We start from the raw sequence: 24842 nt of genomic DNA, 5'->3' as shown, positions 1-24842 counted from the left end.
GCGCTACTTGCGGCCCAGCGCCTTCTTGACGAAGCCCCAGAATCCGCCGGCGCGCTCCTTGAGGTCGGCGCCACGGCGCGCCTCCGCCGCCTTCGCGGACTCCTTGCTCACCTGGAGCTGCTTCTGGAGCTCCTCCGGCGAGTAGCGCGTGGCCAGCGTGGCCTTCACTTCCTTGCGCGTGGAGTACTCACGCGCCTCCACGTGCAGCACGCACTCGGAGTCGAGCTTGATGGTCACCGCGACGCGCACGGAGCCCTTGGGCCCCCTGGGGAGCCCCTCCATGCGCACGGTGCCCAGGTACTCGTTGGCGGAGATGTGATTGTCCTCGCCCTGGAAGATGGACAGCTCGAGGAACTCCTCGTTGTCCTTGGTGGTGTTGATGGCGAAGGAGCGCTGGGCGGGCAGCGGGCTGTTGCGCTCGATGACGCGTTTGAAGGCGCCGCCGGGCATGGCCACGCCCACCGTCATCGGCAGCACGTCGATGAGCACCACGCTGCTCACCTTGTCCACCGAGCCCGAGTAGAGCGCCGCGCCCAGGGCCACGGCCTCGTCGGCATTGACGCTGGCCTGCGCCGTCTTGCCGAACAGCCCCTTGAGCTTCTCGCGCACCAGGGGCATGCGGCTCATGCCGCCCACGAGGATGATGTCATCCACCTCGGAGGCCTTGAGCTTCGCGTCCAGCAGCACGTCCCGCACCACGTCGACGGTGCGGCTGAGCAGCGGGTCGCAAATCTTCTCCATCTCCTGCCGCGTGAGGACGACGCGCAAATCCCGGGGCCGCCCCGCGTCGTCCATCATCAGCATGGGGATGTGGACCTCGAAGCTGCTGCGCTCGGACAGCGCCATCTTCGCGCGTTCGGCCGCGTCGCTCACGCGCGACAGGGCGATGCCGTCACCGTTGAAGGCGATGCCCTCCTTCTCCTGGAAGCGCGCCAGGAGGTAGTCGACGATGAGGTTGTCGAAGTCGATACCGCCCAGGAAGATGTCGCCGCCGGTGCCGAGCACCTCGAAGACGTTCTTCTCGATTTTGAGCACCGTGGCGTCGAAGGTACCGCCGCCCAGGTCGTAGACGAGGACCTTCTTGTTCAGCTCGCGGTTGAGGCCGTACGCGAGCGCCGCGGAGGTGGGCTCGTTGAGGATGCGCTCCACCTTGAGCCCGGCGAGGACGCCGGACTTGCGGACGGCCTCACGCTGCGGCTCGGAGTAGTACGCGGGCACCGTCACCACCGCGCGCTCCACCTTCTGGTTGAGGTGGGCCTCGGCCATCTCCTTGCACTCCTTGAGGATGATGGCCTGCACCTCTTCCAGCGACAGCACGTGGTCGCCCAGGCGCACGGCGGCGCGGCCCGCGGCGTCGGGGACGATTTCGTAGTGGAAGCGCTCGCGGACCTGGTTCACCACGGCGCTGTCGTAGGGGCGGCCCACCAGCCGCTTCGCGCCGTAGATGGTCTGCTGCGGGCGCAGCACGAGCTGGTTCTTCGCGCGGTGGCTGACGAGCAGCTTGTTCTGCGCGTTGAGCGAGATGACGGAGGGGATGGTGTTGTAGCCCTCGCGCGAGCGCAGCACGATGGGCCGGCCGTTGGTGAGCAGCGCCACGCACGAGTTGGTGGTGCCCAGGTCGATGCCGATGACCGGGCCCGTGCCGGTGATTTGCGGAGGCGGCGGCAGGAAGACGGTCTTCGGGAGCCCGCGCTCGTCGAGGGCGGGCGCCACGGGCGCCTGCTTCGCCGCGGCCGGAGCGAGCACCGTGGGCGTGCCCACGGGCTCGGGCGCGCGAGGGGCCTCGCGGCGCACGTTGGGAAGGACCGGCGCGGCCGGTGGCGCGGGAGGCGGTGCCACCGGCGGAGGCGGAGGCCGGACCGCCGCGGCGGCCACCGGCGCGGGCGGAGGCGCCACGGGCCGGGCGGGCGCCGGTGGAGGCTTCGCGGGAGGTGCCTCCTCCATGGCGTCGGACAGGTCGAGGTCGAACTCGATGCTGCCACCCGAGGGCGCGGGCGGAGGCGGAGGCTTCACCGGGGCCACCGCCGCCGCGCGGGGCGGAGGCGGAGGTGCCACGGCGGGCGCTTCCTCCATGGCATCGGAGAGGTCCAGGTCGAACTCGAAGCTGCCGCCGGAGCGGGCCGCGGCGGCCGGGGCGGGCGGAGGCGGCGGGGCCACGGGCTTCGCCGCCGCGCGCGGAGGCGGAGGTGGCGCGACGGGCGCCTCCTCCATCGCATCGGAGAGGTCCAGCTCGAACTCGATGCTGCCGCCACCAGAGCGGGGCGCGGGCGCTTCCGCCATGGCGTCGCCCATGTCCAGCTCGAACTCGAAGCTGCCACCGGCGGAGGCGGCGGGGGGCGGAGGCGCCACGGAGGCCGCGGCGCGGGGCGGGGGCGCCGTCTCCACGGCATCGCCCAGGTCCAGCTCGAACTCCAGGGCCCCGCCCGAGGGCGAGGCCGCATGGGAGGAGGAAGGCTCGACCTCCACCGTCACGCCGACCTCGATGGGCGGCTCGTCGAGCGGCATGCCCATGGCCACGGGCGTGCCGGTAACGGGGGCCTCCAGCTCGAAGTCGAGCCCGGGCAGCGGCTCGTCCGCCTCCAGCGAGGCGGGCGGAGGCGGCGTGCTCGCGATGAGCTCGTCGAGTGGGATGTCCACGTCGTTGGCCGCGGCCGGCGGAGGCGGCGTGTAGGAGACAGGCGCGAGGAACGGCGCGGGCGTGGGCGGCTCGGAGGCGACCGGGGGCGGGAAGCTGAACGGCTCATCCCCGACGGGCGCCGCCGGCCCGTCCGCGGACTCCAGGTCATCGAAGAGCGAGTCGAGCGCCACGCCCCCCGCGGCGCGGGGAGCGGGAGGCGCGGCGCGGGGAGCGGGAGGCGCGGCGGGTCGCGCGGGAGGCACGGCCATCGCGGCGGGACGCGCGGGAGCGGGAGGCGCCGTGGGGACAGACGTCGCGGGCCGGGCCTGCACGGGAGCCACCCTGGGCGCGACGGGCGCGACCGTGGGGGCCACGGAGGGTGCGACCACGGGAGCAACGGAAGGCAGCGGAGAGACGGCGGGCGCGGCGGCGCCCGGCTTGCGCTGGAGCATCATGTCGACGAGCGCGCGGCTCGCCTCGTCGAGCTCCTGGAACTGGAGTCCCATGCCGGGCGGGCCGGCGGGGTCTCCCACCTCGCGGACCCAGCGCACCATGGCGGCGCCGCGCAGCACGCGCACGCCTCCGGCGATCTGCACCTCGAACTTGACGGGTGTCCCCACGGGCTGTGGGGTGCGCGAGCGGACGAACATCCCACCCGGGCTCAGGTTGGTGGCGAACTCCTCCGCGAAGCTCCCCACCGTTTCATGCTTGAGCTTCACCAACAGACCCACTGCCTTGCGGTCCGTGGTGCGCCTGCCTTGATCCATAACGCGCGACAATCGCGGTACGGGACCCGCCACTCAAGAGGGTTTTGACCCCTCGTATGGTTGCCCGGCGAATGGACGACATCAGGTGCGCATGTGACCTACCTGCACCCTCCTGTATCTTGGTGACCTGCGTAGGAGCCTTTCATGAGTGGCCTCACTCTCAGCGGCCCCGCGCCGGCCCGCGTGGGCTGGCTCGTCGACCGGCGGCACGACCTGATTTCCACGATGGGCGGGCTCGCCGCGAGTCTCACGTTGGTCGGGCTGCACGTCTGGGGTGGCGTGAGCAGCCTGGTGCTCTGGTGGGCGTGGGTGCTGGCGCTGGACGGGCCGCACCTGTTCGCCACGGTGTCGCGCACGTACCTGGACGCGCGCGAGTGGCGGGCGCGGCGGAGGCTGCTGCTGGGCAGCCTGGGGTGGTTCGCGTCGGGGCCGCTGTGCTTCGGGGTAGCGGCGGTGATGGGGAGCAAGGTGCCCTTCGTGCTGTTCCTCACGTTCGCGTCGCTGTGGGCGTACTGGCACGTGGTGCGGCAGCACTACGGCATCATGGTGCTGTACCAGCGCAAGGGAGGTGAGTCGCTGCCGTTGGACAGACGGCTGGACAGCGTGACGCTGTACGCGGGGCTGCTGGCGCCGTTCGTGGCCTTCGCGGTGACGCACCCGGCGGCGCGCAGGCAACTGGGGCTGACGGGGGAGCCCTCGTGGGAGCCCCTGGTGGCGGGAGCGTGTTTCTCGCTGGTGCTGGCGCTGGTGGTGCTCTACGCGGTCCGGCAGGTACAGCGTCGGCGTGAGGGGCTGCGGGTGAACGGGCCGAAGCTGATGATGATGGGGGCGGCGCTGGGGCTGTCGGCGGTGGTGTTCTGGCCGTCGGTGGCGGCGCGCATGGACTTCATCATGTTCGCGGTGGCGGTGACGGCGTTCCACAACGTGCAGTACCACGGCGTGGTCTGGTTCTATCACCGCAACCGCTACCACTCGGCCGGAGTGGACCCGGCGCCGTTCGGCCTGGCGCCGAAGGTGAGCCGGCGCTTCCTCATCTACGCGGTGTGCGGCGTGGTCTTCACGCTGCTGTATCGCGGGCTGGGCTGCGGCTTCGGAGCGCACCCGGGCTGTGGAGGCTTCGACTGGCACGTGCCGCTGGCGGCGGGGCTGACGCTGAAGGACCTGGTGGGAGGGTTCATCTGGGGCTTCGCCCTGCACCACTACTACCTGGACCAGAAAATCTGGCGTGTGAGCCGGGACGCGGGCCTGAACAAGGACTTGAAGCTCGGCACGGCGGCGACGGCGTAGGGGGCCAGCCGTCCACCAGGAATCAGAGGGGTGCCTGCCGCCTGCCCACTCGCCAGGGCAGCGCCCGGGACCCGACATCCAGAGAGACGAATCGATGCGGAGTGAAGGGTCGGTGCTACCCTGCGTCACGAATGAAGCGCATCGCTATCGTCTTGTGTGTGGTTGTCGTGCTGGCGGCCGTGGCCGGAACCGGCGCCTTCCTGTGGGCCGAGGGGCAGGTGCGGAGCACCATGGCGCCCCCCGGAGCGGCCACCGTGGAGTTCACCGTCCCCAAGGGCACGTCCGGGCGCGGCCTGGGCACGCTGCTCGCCTCGCAGGGACTCATCCGCGACGCGCGCATCTGGCGCTGGCACCTGTTCCGCCGCGGCGCCTTCGCCCCCAAGGCGGGCCGGCATGAGGTCAGCCCCTCCATGACGGTGGCGGAGCTGGCCACGGCGCTGGAGGGCAACCCCATTCCCGAGGACATCCCCTTCGTCGTGGTCGAGGGCTGGCGCCTGCGTGACACCGACGCGGCGCTCGCGGCCGCGAACCTCATCACCCCCGGCGCGTACATCGCCGCGGCCAGCAAGCCCGGGAACTTCACCGCGCCCTTCCCCCTGCCCACCGCGGGCACCCTGGAGGGCTACCTCTACCCGGAGACCTACGGCGTGGTGCCGGGGAAGCTGGACGTGAATGCGCTCATCCAGCGCCAGCTCAACGCCTTCGCGGAGCGCTTCTACCTGCCCAACCGCGACGCGCTCGCGAAGAGTGGCCGCAGCCTGCACGAGGTGGTGGTGATGGCCTCCATGCTGGAGCGCGAGGAACCCGTGCCGGACCAGCGGCCGCTGGTCGCCGGCATCCTCTGGAAGCGCGTGGACACGGGCTTCCCGCTCGGCGTGGACGCGACGTCGCGCTACGAGCTTGCACAGTGGAACGACCGCGTGGCCTTCCTCAAGCGCCTGCGAGACCCGCAGGACCCGTACAACACCCGGCACCGCAAGGGCCTTCCGCCCGGCCCCATCGGCGCGCCCACCGTCGCGTCGCTCCAGGCGGCCATGGCGCCGAAGCCGAGCGAGTACTGGTACTACCTGCACGACGCCCAGCGCCGCCTGCACCCCTCGCGCAATGCCGAGGAGCACGAGGCGCTCCGTCGCAAGTACAACGTGTACTGAGTCAGGATCGTGCCTCGTTGATGGCACGAGCCCTCCGCCGCGACCACGACGTGAATGGAATCAGCGTCGAAGCGGCCCGCTCTCCATGAATCGAGTGGAAGCCGCATCACCCTGACTCCCACGGGGTGCAATCCCCGCGGCGCGGATGAACTCAGTGCCCCTGGAAGACAGGCGCCCGGCGCTCCGAAGCGGCCGTGAGCCCCTCGCCCAGGTCCGCGCTTCCGTAGCTCTCCGCCTGGAAGCGCGCCTCCTCCTCCAGCGCGGTGCGCAGCGCGACGCGGTCCGGTCCCAGGCGCTGCTTGAGGGCACGGGTGGCCAGCGGCGCATTGCCCGCAATCCGTGCCGCCAGGGCCCGGGCCCGTGCGAGCACCCCACCGGCCGGGGCCGCCTCCAGCGCGAGCCCGAGCCGCACGGCCTCCCTGCCGTCGAAGCGGCGGCCGGTGAGGAGCAGCTCGGCCGCGGCCTGCGCGCCGGCCCGCCTCGGCACGAAGTACGTCGCGCCCATGCCAGGGTGCAGGCCGAGCTGCACGAAGTTGAGCGCGAGCTTCGAGTCCTCGCCGACGACGCACAGGTCACACGCGAGCGCCACGCACAGGCCCGCGCCGATGGCGGGGCCCTCCACCGCGGCCACGGTGGGCATGGGCAGGTCCAGCACGCTCAGATAGCGCGTGTAGAAGTCGAGCATGAAGGTGCGAGCCTCCTCGAAGGAGGACTGGCGCAGCCGCTCCAGCATCTTCAGGTCACCGCCGGAGGAGAACGCACCACCGGCGCCGGTGAGGACCACCGCCCGCACGTCGCGGCGCAGCTTGAGCGCCTCGACCTGGGTCCGCAGCGCGGCCCCCAGCTCGGGGGTCATCACGTTGCGGCGGGCGGTGTCATTCAGGGTGAGGGTCGCGACGGCACCCTCGACCTCCAGCAGGACCTCGGCGGCGGGAGCGGACATGGGCGCGCACTCTAGGCTCACGCCCGCAGCACCGTCACCTGACGGCCGGAGGGCGAGCGGGCCTGCTCGAAGCGGGTCCGCGACTCCGTACCGCCCGCCTCCGTGCGGCGGTCGAAGATGACGAGCACTCCTTCATCCAGTCCCAGCCGCGTGAGGTACTCATCGAGCTGGGCAAGGCCCTTCTCCAGCGGGTCCTTCTCACCCTCCCGCCAGACCTTCAGCTCCAGCGCGTGACGTTGCAGCCGGCGCTGGCCGCCCTCCTGATAGGGCCAGCGCACCAGCAGGTCGATGCGTCCACGCCCCACGCCATACTCCCGGTCCACCTGGCCGCCGCCGTTGATGACCCGGTGGAGGAAGGCCATGAGCACGAGCTGGGGGGCCACCTCGTGATACGTCATTCCCGCGGCCAGCACCTCGCCGTGCTCGCGCCAGAAGGCGGCGAACTCCTCCAGCATTCGCGTGAAGTCCAGCCGGCCATCCGGCAGGACAAAGCTCCTCGGCGCGACCACCACCTTGGGCTCGGCATTGCCGGCGAGTACCCGGGCAATCATCTCCTGATAGATGGGGTTGGCCACCCGCACCGGATCATCCGGAGCACACAGGCCCAGGTCTCGCGTGTACTGGAGGTCATCCTGGTAGGTGTCCCCTCCTCCCGCGAAGGTGCCGGCGAGCACCGGCTCGAGGATGGCGCGGACGCGGGGCTCGCGCAGGCGCTCCGTGAGACTGTCCAGGTGCGTCTCCCGGCGTGCAATCAGAACCGACCGGGCACGCTCCACGTCCTCGCGGCGGATGGGCTGCGTGCGGTCGATGACGAGCTCTTCCACCGCGACCTTGGCCAGCGAGTTGACCAGCCAGGGCTGGCCTTGGGTGGATTCGAAGGCCAGGGCCAGGGCCTCGGGCTCGAAGCGCTGGCCAGTCTCCGCGGTGTGCTGGGCGTAGAGCTCGGCGACCTCGTCCGCTGTGAAGTTACGCAGGGTGAGCGAGCGCACCTTGATGTTGAAGGGGCTCGCGGTGCCCAGGTGGTCACGGTCGTCCGAGGCGACCTTGTAGTCGCGCACGTCCCTCAGGCCGATGAGGGCCATGGAGGAGGGAAAGTTCTGCGGACGCCGGGGATAGCCGCTGCGAAGCTGGCGCAATACGCTGAGCAGCGTCTCGTCACGGAGGGCGTCGACTTCATCCAGGAAGACGACCAGGGGCCTGGGGGCGGATTCGGCCCAGACAGTCAGCGCCGCGCTGATACGGCTGCCAGCGGGCGCGTCAGGGAAAGGTGGAGGCTGAAGCTCCGCCGGAAGCTGGTGATGGGCCTCACTTCGCCACTCTTGGAGCACCGCGAGTTCGGCGGTGCCGACATCCTGGGGAAAGGGATTCCCCATTTCCATGGACAAGTGCACCGCGACGTACCGCCCCTCGTCCGTCAGTTCCTGGGCAAGCGAGCGCAGTGCGGTCGTCTTGCCCACTTGACGGGGAGCATGAACAACAAAGTAGCCCTCCTGGTCGATGAGAGCGCGCAATTCGGGCAGGCGCCGAAGAGCCGGCAGCATGTAGTTCCGGTCCGGCCGACACGGGCCAGCGGTGTTGAACCAGCGAGGCATGGCCCTCACCCTGTAACTGCCGGAGTGCCTGGCGCAAGAGGGACTTGAGGCCCACGCGAGCCCGAAGTCCCCCTGTCCGGCAGGACTACGGCACCACGAGCCGCAGGAACGCGTCCTGGTTCCACGTGTCGCCCGCCCCATCCCGCTGCCACCCGGTGACGGCGAGACCCTTCCCAGGCACCACCGCCATCCCCGCCGCCGCGAGCGAGCACTGACCGCTGCGGCACGACTCCACCTCCAGCCGCTGCTCATCCCGCCACGCCCCATCCGCCCCGTAGCGCGTGAGCACGCTGCCGCACGCCACCGCCACCGTGCCCTCTCCATCCACCGCCACCGCCGGCCCCAGCTCCTTCACCGGGCCACACGCCGGCTGCTTCAGCCACCGCTCACTCCCGTCCGCGCCCACGTTGAACACGAACGGCCCCGCCGGCCCGAGCGACGCCTTCCCCCAGACCAGCCCCCCCGTGAAGTCCCCCGCCACCGTCACCGCGCCGTCCGCCCCCACCGCCACCGAGGTGACACGCCCCTTCGCGCCCGGCACTTCCCTCCCCCACGCCAGCCGCCCGTCCTCGCCGAACGCGAGCACCACGAAGCCCCGCGCGCCCGGCGTCCCGAACGTCCGCCCATCCACCACCAGCGTGTCCGAGAGCTGCCCCGCCAGCACCGCCCGCCCGGACGCGCTCAACGCCACCGCGCGCAACGCCGTGCCCTCCCCCGTCCCCTCGAAGCGCCGCGTCCACCGCACCGAGCCGTCCGCGCCGTAGCGCGTGAGCACCGGGTCCTTCACCGCTTCCGGCGTCCACTCCTCCCCCGCCGCCAGCACGCCGCCCGCCGCGTCCGCCGCCACCGCGTACACCTTCTGCCCCACGCGCCGCTGCCACACCGGCGCGCCGTCCGCGGAGAACTTCACCAGGAAGCCGTCCTGCGCCTCGCCCAGCCCGAAGTCCGCCGAGTACAGGAACGCATTGCCCGACAGGAACACCGCCCCGTCACTCCCCGGCGACGCCGCCACGCGCGTGTCCGACAGCCGGTTGCGCACGAACTCGCGAGACCAGCGCACCTTCCCATCCGCCGCATACCGGGCCAGCGTCAGCGCGAGCTTCTCCCCCTCCACCGGCTCGCGGTCCTCGTCCGAGCGCGGCGTGCTCGACACCACCAGCACCACGTCCCCCTCACGCCCCACCGCCACGCCCGTGCCGCTGTCATCCTGCGGCCCGCCCACCCCCTGCTCCCATGCACGGGCCGGGGAAGGAGCGGGCCGCTCCGGGGTGGAGGGCGACTCGGCCCCGGGAGCCGGGTGGGACGTCTCCGGTGCCGAGGGCCCACCCGGGGCCTGTTCGACGCCCCGCTGTGCCTCCTCCGGGTCCGAGGCGTCCACGCTGGCCCCATCACACCCCGGCCCCACCCACAGCAGGGCCACGGGAAGGAGCCCCACCCAACGGTTGCCACGTCGCTCGGACCGCATGCGCTCTCCAAGGAGGCCCGCTCCCGGGCATCGGCGGCAGGGCCTCGGGGAACCTAAGCAGCGTGTCCCGGGCGCGGCATTCCCCCCGCACCGGAGTCCCCCTGTACACGGCCGGAGGGCATGCAGGCGGACGGATCAGCAGGCCTCCTGTACCCTGGCGTGCCGGAATGTACGGCAGAGGAATAGGTCTGCGCCCCAACGGTTGCCAGCGCACGCCCCGGCCGCTCTCGTGACGGAATCCGTTGGTCCCCGCGCCGCCCGCGAATTAAGAGAACCCTTCCATGGAAAGCGCCGCCCCTGCCCCACTCCCCGTGCCCGACGCCTCGAGCGACGACCTCCGCGCCGTCGAGGAGCTCGCCCAGGCCCGCAACGCCATCGTCGCCCAGATTGAGAAGCGCGTCGTCGGCCAGCGCGAAGTGGTGGAGCACCTGCTCATCTCGCTCTTCGCCCGCGGCCACTGCCTCTTCGTCGGCGTGCCCGGCCTGGCCAAGACGCTGCTCATCTCCACGCTGGCGGACGTCCTCAACCTCTCCTTCAACCGCATCCAGTTCACGCCGGACCTGATGCCGTCCGACATCACCGGCACGGACATCCTGGAGGAGGACCGCACCACCGGCCGGCGCACCTTCCGCTTCCTGCAAGGGCCGCTGTTCGCGAACATCATCCTCGCGGACGAGGTGAACCGCACCCCGCCCAAGACGCAGGCCGCGCTCCTGCAGGCCATGCAGGAGTACCGCATCACCGCCGGCGGCCGCACCTATCCGCTGGAGCTGCCCTTCCTCGTCTTCGCCACCCAGAACCCCATCGAGCAGGAGGGCACCTACCCGCTGCCCGAGGCCCAGCTCGACCGCTTCATGTTCCTGGTGGACGTGGGCTACCCCACCGCCGAGGAGGAGGTGCAAATCGTCAAGAGCACCACCGGCGGCGCGCAGCCGAAGCTGGAGAAGATTCTCTCCCCCGAGCGCATCCTCGCCCTCCAGGACCTGGTGCGCCGCGTCCCCGTCCCGGACCACGTGGTGCGCTACGCCGTGGAGCTGGTGCGCCACACGCGTCCCAAGGAGCCGGGCGCGCCGGACTTCATCGCCAAGAATGCGTCCTGGGGCGCCGGCCCTCGCGCGAGCCAGTACCTGGTGGTCGCCGCCAAGGCCCGCGCCATCCTCAACGGCCGCTTCGTGGCCACCGTCGAGGACGTGCGCGCCCTGGCCCGCCCCGTGCTGCGCCACCGCGTGCTCCCCAACTTCACCGCGGAGAGCGAGGGCATTACGTCCGTGAAGCTCATCGACCAGCTCCTCACGGTGGTGAAGGGGTAGGCGCGCCCACGCATGTTGCTCGACGCCCAGACGCTGGCCCGCCTCCGGGGAGTGAAGCTGCGCGCCCGCGCGGTGATGGAGGGTGTGCTGTCCGGCCTCCACAAGAGCCCCCATCAGGGGCAGAGCGTGGAGTTCGCCGAGCACAAGGAGTACGCCCCGGGCGACGAGATACGCCACCTCGACTGGAAGGCGTACGGCAAGTTCGACAAGTACTACGTCAAGCGCTTCGAGCACGAGACGAACCTGCGCGCCGTCATGGTGGTGGATGCCTCCGCCTCCATGGGCTACCGCAGCGGCGCGCTGAGCAAGCTGGAGGTGGCCACCACGCTGGCCGGTGCGCTGTGCTACCTGCTGGTGCGCCAGCAGGACGCGGCGGGCCTGGCGCTGATGGCGGGCGGGAAGTGGAAGGACGTGCCGCCGCGCGCGTCCGCGGGCCACCTCAACGTGCTGCTGGACACGCTGGAGTCCACCGCGCCCGCCGGCGCCACGGACCTGGGCAGCGCGGCGGACCACCTCGCGGAGGTGCTGCCGCGCCGCTCCACCGTCATCGTCCTCTCTGACTTGCTGGACGAGAGGCAGGACGCGCTCAAGCGCATCCTCGCGCTGCGGCAGCGGAAGAACGACGTCTCCGTGTTCCACCTGGTGGACCCGGCGGAGCTGACGTTCCCCTTCGATGACCCCACGCTGTTCCTCGACATGGAGGGCGAGGGCCGCATCGAGGTGAACCCGCGGGAAATCAAGGAGAGCTACCTGGAGGAGTTCAACGCCTTCCTGGCGAGCACGAAGGCGGCGTGCGCCGAGGCGGACGTGGACTACGAGCTGGTGCGCACCGACGACAAGCTGGACGACGTGCTGCTGCGCTACCTGGCGCGGCGCGGGAGGCGCGGGTGACGTTCGGCAATCCATGGATGCTGCTGGGCGCGCTGGGCGCCCTCATCCCCCTGCTGGTGCACCTGTTCGACCGGCGCCGTCCCCGGCCGCACCCGTTCGGCCCGCTGGCCTTCGTGCTGCGCAGCCAGAAGCGCACCGCCAGCCGCCTCAAGCTCAAGCGCCTGCTGCTGTACGCGCTGCGCACCCTCATCCTCCTGGCGATTCCGGTGGCGCTGGCCCGGCCCGAGCTGCGCCGGGACGCGGCGGCCGCGCAGGTGGTGAAGGGCCCCGCCGCCACCGCCATCATCCTGGACGCCTCGCTGTCCATGCGCTGGTCGGACGGCACCTCGCTGTTCGAGCGCGGCCGGGACGAGGCGCGCGACGCGCTGAAAGATTTGCTGCCGGAGGAGCCCGCCACGGTGCTGGTGTGCACGGAGTCTCCGGCCGCGCCTCCGCCGCCCGGCTTCGACCGGGGCCGTTTGCGCGGCATGGTGGACGAGGCGAAGCCCACCTTCGGGGCGGCGGACCTTTCGCGGTGCATGGACATGGCGGCGCGGGCGCTGGAGGAGAACCCGATGCCGGCCAAGCGGCTGGTGGTGGTCTCCGACATGACGGCCGGCTCGTTCCGGCTGGAGGCGCCGCCGCCCACGGTGAAGGGCCCCACGGGCGCGCCGGTGAAGCCGGAGGTGGTGCTGCGCGACGCGGCCGAGGGCAAGGACGTGCTGGCCAACCACGCCATCGTCGACCTGAAGGTGGAGCCCGCGCTGCAGGCGGGGCCTCGCGCGTTCCAGTTCACCTTCACGGTGCGCAACTTCGGCGCGGAGGCGGTGAAGGATTTGGAAGCGGCGGTGCGAGTGGGCGAGAGCACGCTGGCCAAGGGCTTCGTGGACGTGCCCGCGGGTGGCACCACGCAGAAGGCGCTGACGGTGCGCTTCCCGCAGGGTGGCACGGTGGTGGGGCAGGTGACGCTGGCGCCGGACGCGCTGGCGGAGGATGACAGGCGCGCCTTCGTGCTGCCGGTGCCCCGGGCGCTGAAGGCGCTGGTGGTGAACGGGTCGCCGCATGCGACGCGGTACCGGGACGAGGCCTTCTTCGTGGACGCGGCGCTCACCGCGCCGGGCTCGCCGGTGGAGGTGTCCACGCGCGACGCGGAGGTGGGGCTGCGCGAGGACTTCTCCGCGTACGACCTGGTGCTGCTGCTCAACGTGGCGGCGCCCTCGGCGGACGAGGCGCGGCGGCTGGCGGAGTTCGTGGAGAACGGCGGTGGCCTCTTCATCAGCATGGGCGACCGGGTGAACTCGGAGGAGTACAACGAGCGGATGAGCGCGGTGCTGCCGCGCCCGCTGCGGCTGGTGCGCACCAGCGCCGAGCGCGAGGACCCGGACGCGGAGACGAAGACGGCGCGGCTGGCGAAGGTTTCGGTGGAGCACGTCCTCTTCTCGCCCTTCACGGGCCGCGCGGAGGAGGGGCTCATCGGGGCGCGCTTCTACAAGTACATGCTGCTGGAGGCGGACAACCCTGGCTCGCCCGGCGCGAGCCAGGTGCTGGCCACGTACGAGGACGGCGCGCCGGCGGTGGCGGTGATGCGCAAGGGCAAGGGGCGCGTGGCGCTGTTGACGAGCACGGTGGACCGCGACTGGAGCGACTTCGCCATCCGGACGTCCTTCCTGCCGCTGATGCAGCGCTTCGCGGCGTACCTCACGGGCTCGCTGGAGGAGCGCGAGGAGATTCGCGTGCGCGTGGGCGAGGGCGCGACGCTGCGGCCCGAGGGCACGCAGAAGGTGACGGCGGTGCGTGCGCCGGACGGCAGCGAGGTGCAGGTGAAGGAGCAGCCGGACGGCTCGCTGGTGGCGGGCCCGGTGACGGAGCCGGGCGCGTACTCGGTGCTGGGCGCGGACGGCAAGGTGGTGCCGGCCCTGTCCTTCGCCGCCACGCTGGACCCGGCGGAGAGTGACCTGGGCCGGCTGCCGCAGGACACCCTCACCGCCTACTTCGGTGAGGAGACGGTGAAGGCGTCCAGCGGGGATGTGGACAAGCCGGCCGTGCCGCTGTGGACGTGGCTGATTCTGGCCGCGTGCCTCGCGTTCTTCTTCGAGGGCACGCTGCTGCGGAAGTAGGCCACCCGCCTATTCGAGGGCCGTGAACGAGAATGTCGCCTGGAAGTCGACCTCCGCGCCCTTGCTCGTGAAGGTGGAGGCGGCGGGGCCGCGCAGCACGACGTTGAACTTGCCGTCGAGGAAGCGCGTGTAGTCGGCGTCCGCCAGCGTCTCCGAGTCGAAGTCGATGTCGAACGGCACCGGCCCGGTACCCGTGGGGTCCTCCACGTGGCCGGCGACGTAGGTGTTGTTGGACTCCTCGATGAGGAAGAGCACTTCCACGCGGCCGGTGAAGACCTCCGAAAGCGAGCTGACGCCCACGCTGCCCGCGCCCAGGGTCAGCGTGAGGTCCGTGAGCTCCACGCGCGAGGGCGACTGGCCGTCCAGCTCCTTGCGCGCGGCATCGACGAAGACCTTGAAGGGGTTGCCCGACTCGGTCGAGATGCCCTTCTGCGAGGTGACGGTGCCCCCCGTCGTGTCCGAGGACTTGGCCTTGAGATTGATGCCGACGGGCGCCGAGTACGACACCGGGTCGTCGCCACAGCCAACCAGGGCGAGAGCGGCGGACAGCACCAGCGGAAGAATGCGGTTCATGTAGGGGTACTTTCTTTCGCGAGAGGCGCCCGGCCGCGCACAAAGTGCGAGAGGAGATTCAGTCACCCATAGGACCCTCCCGGGGGCGCGTTGGCCACTGGAGTGCCCCCTCGTAGTCAAACTGGGCGCACGTCTCCCAGCCCGCGCATCGCGCCGCGCGGCGGGGACCTCACCTTCGAAATTCCCTCCGAGCCTCTGGAACCCCAGCCGAAGGGCTCCGCCTGCTCAGCCCTCCGTGGCCAGGAATGCGCACCGTCACGCCGCCGGTAACACTCCCAGCGCTCGAGGCTCGACTCACTGCTCCCGCTTCAACCGCGTGCGTGCTTGCCTGGCGGTTCGGTCTCTACCTCCTTGAACACCACATCGCTTGGGCCACAAGACTGCGCGATTTCGACGAATCGTTCCGTCGCGAGGATGTGGAGAGGGGCGTCTCTGAGGTAGAACACATCCAGGTCGGCAGGAAATGACGAAACTTCGACCCGGGAGCTGAAGTACGCGCTCAGGTCCTGCCATCCGCAGACGGAGCAAGGCGGTGCCGGAGGTGGGAAGCGGCCATCCGCGTGCAGCCGCCCTCCTGGAAGAAGATGCAGTTCGAAAAGGGCAGGCGATGGCGCCTTCTTGAACTCCGGGCGAACTGGAACAATGCCCCTCATGCCCTCCGCTTGCAGGGCATGCAGCAGGTCTTCCCGGACCAGCACGCCCCACAGCGGAACCAGGGTCAGTGGCCCGAAGCGCCCCCTGGCTGTGCCATGAAGGGGGCCCAACGTGCTGCCCGGAGTGAGCACCACCTCGGAAGAACACAAGGGGCGCACCAGTTCGGCGCGACGCGCGTATTCGGCGTACGGCTTCGGCCAGCCATCCTCCAACTCTCTGCGCTCCGGCAGGTGAGACACGTCGACAGCCGGGTATGACCTGAATGAGCTCCAGGTCTGCCTGCACGCCGAACATTCGACACCGGGCAACCCCCACCGCCGCTCCACGCGACAGGTTCCGGTCCAGGTACGCGGAATCGAGTGGTGAGGATCTTCGAGTTCGTAATAGCGCACGTCATTCCTGAGGAGGTGCCGGTGGCAGCTCGAACCGCTTCCAATATGTGGTGGGAAGCCCCCAAAGATTGTAGCGCTGGATCATCAGCGCAGCTTGCTCGAAGTGCTTCGGTATCATCTCCATCCCCTTGGTGTCCTTGATCCATCTTTCCCAGTCCTGATTCCAGGGGCCTCCGTTCGGGCCACGATGGATGCGCTTATGCTCCGCGACATCCAGCACCAAGACCCACTCGTGGATGTTGATCCCCTTGCCCTTGAAATAGCTCTCTAACGCTCTGGGGAAGATGTGGTGCCGCTCCTTCGGGCGCTGTCTCCAGGCCTCCAGGATGCGCCGCGCCTGCTGCTGACTGGGCAGTTCCTCCGGCCGATACCACTGGAAGACGAGCACCGGCTCCGCGTTGCGCTGGAGAATCCAGGGGTCCCCCAGTAACGCTGGCTGTTGGAGGGCGGGCGCACGGGCAGGGAGCCGCGCGTGAGCACCACCTGTCCCCGCTCGGGTACGAAGTCCTCGCAGCGGTAGAGCGCGCACTGCTCCCCGGTGCACGCGGGCGCCAGGCAGTGGTCCAGGCCAGCGTCCTCGCACTCCCCTTCCGCGTCAGCATGCGCCCACTCAGTGGAGGGTGAGTACGCCTCCCCGGACTCACCTACCGGTGTGGATGCGGCACACGCACAGAGCAGCCCGACGAGTGCCACCCACCTCACGAACATGGATTCCTTCCTCCCGCGAGCGCGCGCTTCAGCGCAGCTGAATCAGGGCACTTCGCAGGAGAGCAGGTCCTTGTCGAAGACAGGGCCAAGCAGCATCCGGTTCCCGGAGACCGCGGCCACGGCGACGCCGGAAATCTGCTTTCCGTCATCGAGGAACACCTCCTCCACCTCCAGCGAGTCCCCCGAAGGCTTCAGCCGCAGCACCTGCGCGGGGGCGTGCGTCTTCCCACTCACGTCCTGCGCGTGGGCCGCGAAGCCCAGCAGCTTCGGGTGGGAACCCACCCACAGGTGGCCCCGGGCATCCAGTTCGATGTTGTCCGGCCCGGTGTCCAGCGGGAGCTTCCGCCGCTCCGTCAGCGCGCCCGAGGCCACGTCCCGCGTGTAGACAGACAGGGAGCGCCCGACGGACTGCGCCAGGTACACGGTCAGCCCATCCGCGGAGCGATTGATGCCATTGGCATAGGCCGTCCCGCGGATGACCTCGCGGAAGCGCTCGCCGTCGAAATACAGCACGTTGCCGCGCGCGAGCTGCAGGTAGTCCTCCATCGCCTGCCCGGTGCCGGGTGGGGAGCCATGGTCGTTCGTCACGTAGAAGCGCTCGGCGTCCACCGCGACCAGGTCATTCGGCGAGACCAGCGCCGCGTCTCTCAGCGTCCGGCGGTGGACGAGCATCCCATCCGCGCCAACCTCGAACCGCTCAATCTGGTTCGTTCCCGTCTCCGTGTGGTTGATGACGTACAGCGTCTCCGTGCCGTCCGGAGCGACGAAGAGGCTGAGGCCGTGCGGGTGGAAGTCGCGGGAGAAGGCACTGGTCAGCAGCACGGGCGGCGCGGAGCCCGTGGGGTCATAGCGATAGATTCCGCCCGCCACCGGGCGCCCTGTCTGGGTGGCGCGCCGGTCATCCGACGAGACGTAGGCATGACCGAGGGTCGGGTGGAAGGTGATGTCCTCGGCGCCGGGCATGCCGGGCACCGGGGTGCAGCGTCCGGCGAAGTGGGGGGCGAGCTGCTTGAACTGGCCCGCGTCCGCGAGCGTCTTCAGGACGAACCCGGCCAGCACCACGATGAGCGCGCCGAGACCCAGGAGGAGTTTCTTCATCATCGGACCAGCCTAGCGCTTCCGCCGGTCCGGTTCCGCCATGGTACGCTTCCGAGCACGAGCACCGCACGACTCCCCGTGCGCGCTCTTCCCGGGGGCCTCATCATGCCAACCTACTGGAGCCTTCACTCGTCGGGAGGCGAAGGCGATGGCTATTGGCGCGAGTACACGCTGTTCGAGTGGCAGGTGCGGATGAGCCTCGGACACGGCTACCGCCCCAACCATCTGCCCCGGGAGGTCTTCGCCCCGGACCTCACGCGTGACGGCAGCATGGACGAGTTCGCCGACGCCATCCTGGGCGACATCTCCGAGATGTATCTGGCGGGAACCCTGCCCGCTCACGGCACCAACGGTGAGCGCAGCATCATGGTGGGAGGCAGCTCGGTGCTCTATCGCTACCGGGTGGACCCCGGCACCGACCGCTTCTACATCGGCACGTTCTTCGTGAACCTCGGGTAGCGGCGCCGCTCTTCGAGTGGAGCCCCCTCGCGGCTCCCTATGGAGGCGACGAAGAAGACAGGGGCGGGCCCATGCGCCTGCTCACGGCGGACCGCGCCCCGTGCGTCTCACGCATGCGCACCGCGACGACGACACCCGACAGCCCCGTCACGGCGGCCACCAGCGCGATGGCGGCGGGCACGCCCAGGACGTCCGCGGTGACGCCCGCGACGACGGCTCCCGCTGCGTAGCCTCCGTCGCGCCACAGGCGGTAGACGCCCACCGCGCTGGAGCGCCAGGAGGGATGCGCCACATCACCGATGGCGGCGAGCAGCGTCGGGTACACGAGCGCGGTGCCAACGCCGAGCAGCACCGACGAGACGACGAAGACGGACGTCTCGCGGCCCGTCACCATGAGACCGAGCCCCGCGGCCTGCACCCACATTCCTGCCGCGATGAGCCACTTGCGGCCAAGCCTGTCCGACAGCGCGCCGGTGACGAGCTGCGAGAGCCCCCAGACGGCCGGATACACGGCCGCGAGCGCCCCCACCTCCGCGAGCGACAGTCCGGCGGCCGCGTAGACGAGCGGGAAGAGCCCCCACGCCATGCCGTCGTTGAGGTTGTTGACGAAGCCCGCCTGCGTGACGCTGGACAGCTCGCGGTCCGTGAAGCTCGTGCGCGCGAAGACGCCGCCCTTCGGTGCGGCCGAGGGTGTCGCGTGGAGGAGCCCCTCGGCCTCGGCGTGTCCGCGCGTCTCGCGCACCACCCAGGCGGAGAGCACGAAGCCCAGCACCGAGTAGCCGACCCCCAGGTAGAAGGGCTCGGGACGGTAGCCGTACCGCGCGGCGACGTAACCAGTGGCCAGGGCCGACAGTGCCACCGCGACGTAGCCGGCGAACTCGTTGAGGCCCATCGCCAGTCCCCGGCGCTCCGGGCCCGCCAGGTCAATCTTCATGATGACGGTGGTGGACCAGGTGAGCCCCTGGCTCGCGCCCAGGAGGACGTTGGCCGCGAGCACCCAGCTCCAGCTCGGCGCCCACATGAGGAGGAACGGCACCGGCAGCGCGATGAGCCAGCCGCCCACGAGCACGCCCTTGCGACCCAGCGCGTCCGACAGCCGTCCGGCGAAGTAGTTGGTGGCCGCCTTGGACAGACCGAAGGCCACGATGAAGGACAGGACGGCCGAGCGCGCGACAAGGCCGAACTCCGCTTCGGCCAGCCCCGGCAGGATGCTGCGCTCCAGGCCCACCATCGCGCCCACGAAGGCATTCACGAGGACGAGGAGCGAGAACTGCCCCAGGTTGGCCTGAAGGCCGAGACGCGGCTCGACGGGCCTCATGCTCGCCTCACGGTGGAGGTAGGCAGGCCCGCGGCGCGCCACTCGGGGAAGCCCTCGTGGAGGCGGCGCGCCTTGCGGCCACTGCCGCGCAGGAGCTTCACCGCCTCGTCGGCGTAGACGCAGTAGGGGCCGCGGCAGTAGGCGACCACCTCGCGCCGCTTCGGCAGCTCCTTGAGGCGCGCCTCGAGCTCCGAGATGGGAATGGAGAGCGCGCCGGCGATGTGCCCCGCCGCGTACTCCTCGGCCGGGCGCACGTCGAGCACCAGCACCTCGCCGGAGCGGGCACGCTCGAGCAGCTCCTCGCGGCCCACGGGAGCCATGCCGTCACGGCCGCCCAGGTACGTGTCCACCACGCGCCGCACGTCGGCGAGCTGCGCCTCGGCCACGCCGCGCACCCCTTGCAGCAGCGAGAAGACGGCCGGGTTCGCCAGCCGGTAGTACACGTAGAGCCCGTCCTTGCGCGCCTCCACCAGGCAGGCCTCCCGCAGGACCTGCAGGTGCTGCGAGGTGCTGGCGACGCTCATCCCCGTCTCCCTGGCGAGCGCCTCCACAGGCCGCTCGCCCTGGGCAAGCAGGTCGATGAGCTCCAGCCGCCTGGGATGCCCCAGCGACTTGGAGACGCGGGCGAACTGCCCGTACAGCGCGTCCTTGAAGGCCCTGCTCCCCATTCCCGGACTCCTCAACAATTCAATTGATTAATTGAATAGTCACCCCAGGCAGCCGGGTCAAGCCGGGCAGGCCCGGCGAAGCAGGGGCCTCTCCATCCAGGAGAACGGCCGGGGGACGCCGGAGGCCCGGTGACGGGCCTCCAGCGTCGGTTGCATCACGGCACGAGGTTGAACTCACCCTCGCGCAGCAGGTTCTCGATGGCGGGCGTCACCTCCGCCGCCGCGAGCTCGGACGCCCGCACCGCAGGGAAGCGGACGCCGAGCCCCTGCGCCAGCCGGTGGTACAGCGTGTTGGTGCCCAGCGAGAAGAGCCGCAGGTCCTTCAGCGCATACGTGCCGTCCAGCTTCGACAGGCCGGCATGCCCCGCCTCGAAGCGCAGCGTCAGCGTGTGCGTCCCCGCGCCGAGCTGGTCCGTCACCTGCGCCTCGGCCACCGGGCGCTCCACGCCCTTCGCGTCCGTCGCCACCAGCGTGCCCGTCACCTCGTAGCGGTCCACGGCCGCGCTCTCCAGCACCACGTCCACCTCCAGCGCCGTCACCTTCCCGCCCGCGTCACGCACCAGCCGCGCGCGGCCCACCGAGTCGAAACGCGCCGTCGGCACCGCGAAGCCGAAGGACGTCTGCCCCAGCCGGTCGAAGTCCTGCCCGCCCGCCGAGCCCACCGCGCGCACTTCCAGCACCCATGCGCCCGGCTCGTCCTTCTCGTTCATCACCCGCGACACCAGGGCCCGGTGCTCGTTGCCCACCTTCACCACCGGCACCACGCGGTCCTTCTCGAAGCGCGGCGTGTAGAGCACGGCCTCGTAGCGCACGTGGTCCACCTTCGCGTCCGACTGGAGTCCCACCGTCACGTAGCCGTCGTCCCCGGGGAAGAGCTGCATCGCGGAGGCCGTCAGCGACAGCTCGATGCTCGACGTGGGCACGCGCACCTCCACGGCCATGCCCAGCTCCGCCGCCTTGCGCCCCACCTCGACCTTGTAGCGGCCCCGCCCCATCTCCCGGTCCAGCCGCAGCATCGTGATGGGCCGGGTGATGCCCTGGGACTTGAGCTTCGAGGCATCCACGCCGAGCTGCGCGTTCGCCGCGCGCTCCGCCTTCAGGTCCGCGCGGCGGCCCTGCGGGTCCAGCATCGTCACCTCGCGCAGCGCCTCCTCGCCGGCCTTGGCGTTGTCGCCCCTGGGGATGAACATCACCCACGCCTCGTCCGGCGTGTCGATGGGCAGCGAAAGCTGCGTGGGAACCGAGCCCGGCGGCACGTGCAGCACCGTGGACTTCGAGCGCCGCGTCTCGGGCGCGAGCGGCTCCGCCAGCGGCAGCTTCGGCGACGACGGGTTGGACACCGAGACGCGCCCGGGGCCGATGCCCTCGCGCACGTCGCGGCCGAACAGCCGGCCCGGGGCCACGTCACCCGCCACGAGTGAAGCGCCCGAGGCGCGCTGCATGTCGCCCGCCATGGCGGACTCCGGGGTGAAACCGAGGATGGCGACGGCCAGCGCGAGGCCGGCGGACCTGACGAAACGGTGAGGGAAGTTCATGTGTTTTCTCCAGGTCCACATCAGTGAAGCGCCTCGACGACGACGTAGTTGTGCACGCCCCAGTACGTGTCGTACGCCAGGGCACCGCACCAGTTGGAGCCGCCCGGAGGCGCCTGCACGCAGTCATTCGCGCCCGACGCGCCCGTGGTGGCGTCGAAGCCGTACTTCGCCACGAGGCACGCGTCGCAGATGCCGTCGCCCGCCCACGAGTCGGGACACACCTGGCTCCACGTCGGGTAGTAGTTGGCGTTGAGGTACGGGTTCCAGCTCGCGGTGCTGGGAATGCGGTAGCTGCTCGAGTAGCCGTAGGCGATGAGGCAGTCCGGCTCCACGTAGCCGTTGTTGAGCTGGCTGGCCGAGCACCCGTACTTCCACACCGTGTTGCCCGTCATGAAGTCCGTCGCGTAGCCCGAGTAGTAGTTGTTGCAGGCCTGCCCCGCGGCGGCCACGTTCGTCTCGGGCGTCCACGTCTGAGCGGAAGGCGCGGGGATGGGCGCGTTCGCCACCTTCTGCCCGATGATGTTGCCGCTGTTGTGGCAGCTCCGGCGCGACTGGTGGTGGTTCAGCCGGCCGTCGTCGATGATGATGTTGCCGAAGTACCCCGAGCTGTCATTGCCGATGAAGCCGTCCGTGCCGGCGTTGAAGCTGCCCCAGCCGAGCAGCGCCGCCGCCTTGAGGCCAATCGTGTAGAGGTAGCCGCCGCAGTGCGCGTCGCTGGAGAAGAGGTTGGCGTAGACGCGGTTGCCGCGCACCACGGAGATGGGCTTGCCGCCCACCGTCGTCGCCCCGTACGAGCCGGCGAACGTCCCGTTCGAGTTGAACACGCGCATGTTGTCCGTGCGCTGCTGCACCACCGCCGGGTTGTTGTAGCTGCCGCCGCCGAAGAACTCGACGACGCTGTTGGCGATGTTCAGGAAGGAGCCGCTCGTCGTCACCTGGTCCGCCAGCGGCGTGCCCGTCAGGTCCGGCGCGGAGAAGATGACCTGCGAAATCTTGCTCGTCACCGCGCTGACCGGGTAGCCCTTCGCGCTCACCGCGCCGGTGTGGCCCAGCATGTAGCGCAGCGGGCTGGAGCCGTTGGAATGGGTGATGACGGTGAAGCTGGTGATGCCGTTGGCGTTCACCCAGGGGACAATCTGGTCGACGATGGAGCCCCAGCTACACTGGCTGTAGCCCGCGCAGCTCGCGCCGGGATAGCCCACGACGAGATAGGGGCGGCCGTTGCGCATGGTGTCGATGGACGGCTGCGTCCAGTAACCCACCGCCGAGCTCGGCGACTGGTCACCCGTGCCGTGGACGAACACGACACCCGCCGTGGCCAGCGCGTCACCACTCGCGCCGAGCAACACGGCGCAGGCGGCCGCGAGCGCCCAGCCTTTTCTGGAAGACATCTGCATGGAACCTCCGTGAGGGGGAAGCCCCGAAGCAGCTCACGAAGCGGTCCAGAATAAAAGGTGTACCGTGCAACCCAGGTCACGCGCGCCGAGCCCCTTCCGTCACCGGACGGCGCGGGAGGACCGGGGCAGCGGTGACCCTGGAGTGCCTGGCTCCGCGCTCCGCGACCTGACAGGCAGCCGACGACGGCCACCCTCACCGGCCCCCAGCGCGGGCCCGGGTTCTGCCAGACTGCGCGCCGTGACAGCCTCCGCCCTCTACCGCGACTGCGCCCGCCTCTTCATGGTGGGCTTCCCCGGAACCCGCATCGACGGCGACCTCGCCGCGCTGATGGACGACGGCATCTACGGCGCCATCCTCTTCAAGCGCAACGTGGGCACCGCCCAGGAGACGGCGGCGCTGTGCCGCGAGCTGAAGGCGCGCGCGGGCCGGCCCTTCATCCTGTCGGTGGACCAGGAGGGCGGCCGGGTGGCCCGGCTGCGCGGCGCGCCCTTCACCACGCTGCCCCCCATGCGCGAGCTGGGACAGCGCGGGGACGCGGCCCTGGTGGAGCGCGTGGGCCGGCTGCTGGCGCACGAGCTGCGCGCGGTGGGCTTCGACTGGGACTTCGCGCCGGTGCTGGACGTGGACACCAACCCGGCCAACCCCGTCATCGGCGACCGCAGCTTCAGCCGGGACGCGGAGGAGACGGCGCGGCTGGGCGTGGCGCTGGCGCGCGGGCTGGAGGCCGGCGGCGTGGCCTCGTGTGGCAAGCACTTCCCCGGCCATGGCGACACCACCACGGACAGCCACCTGACGCTGCCCCGGCTGCCGCATGACCTGGAGCGGCTGCGGCGCGTGGAGCTGGTGCCCTTCCGCGCCTTCGCCCGGGCGGGACTGGCCTCACTGATGACGGCACACGTCCTCTTCGACGCGCTGGACCCGGGCGTGCCCGCCACCATGAGCCAGCGCGTGCTCAAGGGCGTGCTGCGCGAGGAGCTGGGCTTCGACGGGGTGCTCGTCAGCGACGACCTGGAGATGAAGGCCATCGCCGACCACTACTCCGTGGAGGAGGCCACGGTGCAGGGCACGCTCGCGGGCGTGGACCTGTTCCTCGTGTGCCACCGCGCGGACGTGCAGCGCCGGGCGATTGAAGCGCTGGTGAAGGCGGTGGAGTCCGGCCGCGTCCCGCGCGAGCGAATCACCGAGGCGCACCGGCGGCTGGACGCGCTCGCGGCCCGCTTCGCGCACCCGGCGGAGGACCGGCTCGCCACGCTGGGCGGCGCCGAGCACCACGCGCTCGCCGAGGGCCTCGCCAGCGGTTTCGTTGGCAAGGACCCCACCGAGGTGATGCTGGCGTCCCGTTGAGGGACGCGGGGGCGCTACTGCTTCGGCGCCTCCTCCGTGTCGATTTTCGGCGGGCTGCGCGGGCCCTGCTCGGTGCCCCGCTGCATCGTCGAGCTGCTCGTACCGCTGGACTCCTCGAACTGACGCGTGCCGCCCTGGTCCGTGGGCTGCTCCTGGGGCGTGGTGAATCCGGGCGCGCCGATGCCACCCTGGCTGCCCTGCGCACCGGAGCGGTCCTGCGGTCCCGGCTGGTCTTCCTGGCCCGGCGAAGGCACCTGCTGCGAGCGGCGGAACTCGTCGGGCGTGGTGCCGGCACCCTGCTGCTCGTCGTCGTGTCCCGCGCCGCCCGTGGCGGGCTGCCCGGAGCCGGGGTCCTCCCAGCCGCCCTGTTTCGGCTGCGGCTGCTGCTGGCCCGGCCTGAAGCTCTCGGTGGGCTGCTGATCGTTGGCGACGCCCTCGTAGTCGCTGCCCACCCTCGGCAGCGGCTTCTCACGCTCGCAGGCGGTGCCCAGCAGCGCGGCCGCGGCCAGCGCGCCCGGCAGCAACAGCCAGCGGCGGAAACGTCCCTGGTCCATGTCCCTGTCCCTCTCCTCTGGT

At 70.7% G+C, this 24842-nt stretch carries 19 protein-coding genes and 1 pseudogene; 7 read left to right on the top strand and 13 right to left on the bottom strand.

From position 1 onward, the window contains the following. Nucleotides 1–3 precede the first annotated feature (3 nt). The gene (locus K8638_RS06615) at nucleotides 4–3336 is read right to left on the bottom strand and encodes a TIGR02266 family protein (RefSeq protein ID WP_370643927.1); all 3333 of its coding nucleotides are present in this window, start codon (nucleotides 3334–3336) and stop codon (nucleotides 4–6) included. Nucleotides 3337–3528: 192 nt separating this feature from the next. On the opposite strand from K8638_RS06615, the gene K8638_RS06610 reads away from it, so the two are divergent. Then, nucleotides 3529–4671 (top strand): hypothetical protein, encoded by a 1143-nt coding sequence (locus K8638_RS06610; RefSeq protein WP_223753563.1) that lies wholly within the window; start codon nucleotides 3529–3531, stop codon nucleotides 4669–4671. A gap of 131 nt (nucleotides 4672–4802) precedes the next feature. After that, nucleotides 4803–5822 carry an endolytic transglycosylase MltG gene (mltG, locus tag K8638_RS06605; RefSeq protein ID WP_223753562.1) on the top strand — a complete coding sequence of 340 codons (1020 nt, stop codon included), beginning with the start codon at nucleotides 4803–4805 and terminating at the stop codon, nucleotides 5820–5822. 151 nt (nucleotides 5823–5973) lie between these two features. On the opposite strand, the gene K8638_RS06600 is transcribed toward mltG, so the two are convergent. The 3 genes from K8638_RS06600 to K8638_RS06590 form a co-directional block, all read right to left on the bottom strand. Then, on the bottom strand, nucleotides 5974–6765 hold the full coding sequence (locus K8638_RS06600; RefSeq protein WP_223753561.1) for an enoyl-CoA hydratase/isomerase family protein: 792 nt from the start codon (nucleotides 6763–6765) through the stop codon (nucleotides 5974–5976). Nucleotides 6766–6782: 17 nt separating this feature from the next. Further along, entirely contained in the window at nucleotides 6783–8306 is a 1524-nt protein-coding gene (locus K8638_RS06595; RefSeq protein WP_305071146.1) for an ATP-binding protein, read from the bottom strand. A 136-nt stretch (nucleotides 8307–8442) separates the two neighbouring features. After that, nucleotides 8443–9822 (bottom strand): hypothetical protein, encoded by a 1380-nt coding sequence (locus tag K8638_RS06590; RefSeq protein ID WP_223753559.1) that lies wholly within the window; start codon nucleotides 9820–9822, stop codon nucleotides 8443–8445. A gap of 281 nt (nucleotides 9823–10103) precedes the next feature. Here K8638_RS06590 and K8638_RS06585 point away from each other — a divergent pair, with 281 nt between their 5' ends. The 3 genes from K8638_RS06585 to K8638_RS06575 are packed head-to-tail and all read left to right on the top strand — an operon-like array spanning nucleotide 10104 to nucleotide 14119. Beyond that, nucleotides 10104–11132 carry a MoxR family ATPase gene (locus K8638_RS06585; RefSeq protein WP_223753558.1) on the top strand — a complete coding sequence of 343 codons (1029 nt, stop codon included), beginning with the start codon at nucleotides 10104–10106 and terminating at the stop codon, nucleotides 11130–11132. A gap of 12 nt (nucleotides 11133–11144) precedes the next feature. After that, nucleotides 11145–12023, top strand: coding sequence for a DUF58 domain-containing protein (locus K8638_RS06580; protein ID WP_223753557.1), 879 nt, complete (start codon nucleotides 11145–11147; stop codon nucleotides 12021–12023). Continuing rightward, nucleotides 12020–14119 carry a BatA domain-containing protein gene (locus K8638_RS06575; RefSeq protein WP_223753556.1) on the top strand — a complete coding sequence of 700 codons (2100 nt, stop codon included), beginning with the start codon at nucleotides 12020–12022 and terminating at the stop codon, nucleotides 14117–14119. The genes K8638_RS06580 and K8638_RS06575 overlap by 4 nt, the downstream gene beginning before the upstream one ends. Before the next feature lie 9 nt (nucleotides 14120–14128). Here the strand turns inward: K8638_RS06575 and K8638_RS06570 are convergent, their stop codons facing one another. The 4 genes and pseudogenes from K8638_RS06570 to K8638_RS06555 all read right to left on the bottom strand — a co-directional run bounded on the left by K8638_RS06570 (nucleotide 14129) and on the right by K8638_RS06555 (nucleotide 17547). Next, entirely contained in the window at nucleotides 14129–14692 is a 564-nt protein-coding gene (locus K8638_RS06570) for a hypothetical protein (RefSeq protein ID WP_223753555.1), read from the bottom strand. A 308-nt stretch (nucleotides 14693–15000) separates the two neighbouring features. Further along, nucleotides 15001–15738, bottom strand: coding sequence for a double-CXXCG motif protein (locus K8638_RS06565; RefSeq protein ID WP_223753554.1), 738 nt, complete (start codon nucleotides 15736–15738; stop codon nucleotides 15001–15003). Nucleotide 15739: 1 nt separating this feature from the next. Next, nucleotides 15740–16446, bottom strand: a pseudogene (locus K8638_RS06560) (TIGR02269 family lipoprotein). A 42-nt stretch (nucleotides 16447–16488) separates the two neighbouring features. Continuing rightward, nucleotides 16489–17547, bottom strand: coding sequence for an SMP-30/gluconolactonase/LRE family protein (locus K8638_RS06555; RefSeq protein WP_223753553.1), 1059 nt, complete (start codon nucleotides 17545–17547; stop codon nucleotides 16489–16491). A 102-nt stretch (nucleotides 17548–17649) separates the two neighbouring features. Here K8638_RS06555 and K8638_RS06550 point away from each other — a divergent pair, with 102 nt between their 5' ends. After that, nucleotides 17650–18003 carry a hypothetical protein gene (locus tag K8638_RS06550; protein WP_223753552.1) on the top strand — a complete coding sequence of 118 codons (354 nt, stop codon included), beginning with the start codon at nucleotides 17650–17652 and terminating at the stop codon, nucleotides 18001–18003. 37 nt (nucleotides 18004–18040) lie between these two features. On the opposite strand, the gene K8638_RS06545 is transcribed toward K8638_RS06550, so the two are convergent. The 4 genes from K8638_RS06545 to K8638_RS06530 form a co-directional block, all read right to left on the bottom strand. Continuing rightward, entirely contained in the window at nucleotides 18041–19321 is a 1281-nt protein-coding gene (locus K8638_RS06545) for an MFS transporter (protein WP_223753551.1), read from the bottom strand. After that, nucleotides 19318–19989, bottom strand: coding sequence for a metalloregulator ArsR/SmtB family transcription factor (locus K8638_RS06540; protein WP_223753550.1), 672 nt, complete (start codon nucleotides 19987–19989; stop codon nucleotides 19318–19320). Before K8638_RS06540 ends, K8638_RS06545 begins: the two co-directional genes overlap by 4 nt. Nucleotides 19990–20144: 155 nt before the next feature. Further along, the gene (locus K8638_RS06535; RefSeq protein ID WP_223753549.1) at nucleotides 20145–21524 is read right to left on the bottom strand and encodes a DUF4785 domain-containing protein; all 1380 of its coding nucleotides are present in this window, start codon (nucleotides 21522–21524) and stop codon (nucleotides 20145–20147) included. 20 nt (nucleotides 21525–21544) lie between these two features. Continuing rightward, nucleotides 21545–22915 carry a hypothetical protein gene (locus tag K8638_RS06530; RefSeq protein ID WP_223753548.1) on the bottom strand — a complete coding sequence of 457 codons (1371 nt, stop codon included), beginning with the start codon at nucleotides 22913–22915 and terminating at the stop codon, nucleotides 21545–21547. Nucleotides 22916–23201: 286 nt separating this feature from the next. On the opposite strand from K8638_RS06530, the gene nagZ reads away from it, so the two are divergent. Continuing rightward, nucleotides 23202–24266 (top strand): beta-N-acetylhexosaminidase, encoded by a 1065-nt coding sequence (gene nagZ, locus K8638_RS06525; RefSeq protein ID WP_225937071.1) that lies wholly within the window; start codon nucleotides 23202–23204, stop codon nucleotides 24264–24266. Between the two features lie 14 nt (nucleotides 24267–24280). Here the strand turns inward: nagZ and K8638_RS06520 are convergent, their stop codons facing one another. After that, complete coding sequence (locus K8638_RS06520; protein WP_223753546.1) at nucleotides 24281–24820, bottom strand: hypothetical protein; 540 nt, start codon at nucleotides 24818–24820, stop codon at nucleotides 24281–24283. Nucleotides 24821–24842 lie beyond the last annotated feature (22 nt).

It is taken from the genome of Myxococcus sp. RHSTA-1-4 (genome assembly GCF_020037125.1).
Lineage (GTDB): Bacteria > Myxococcota > Myxococcia > Myxococcales > Myxococcaceae > Myxococcus.
Note: the sequence above shows the minus strand (reverse complement) of the source record. Positions and strands in the feature narration are given on the sequence as shown.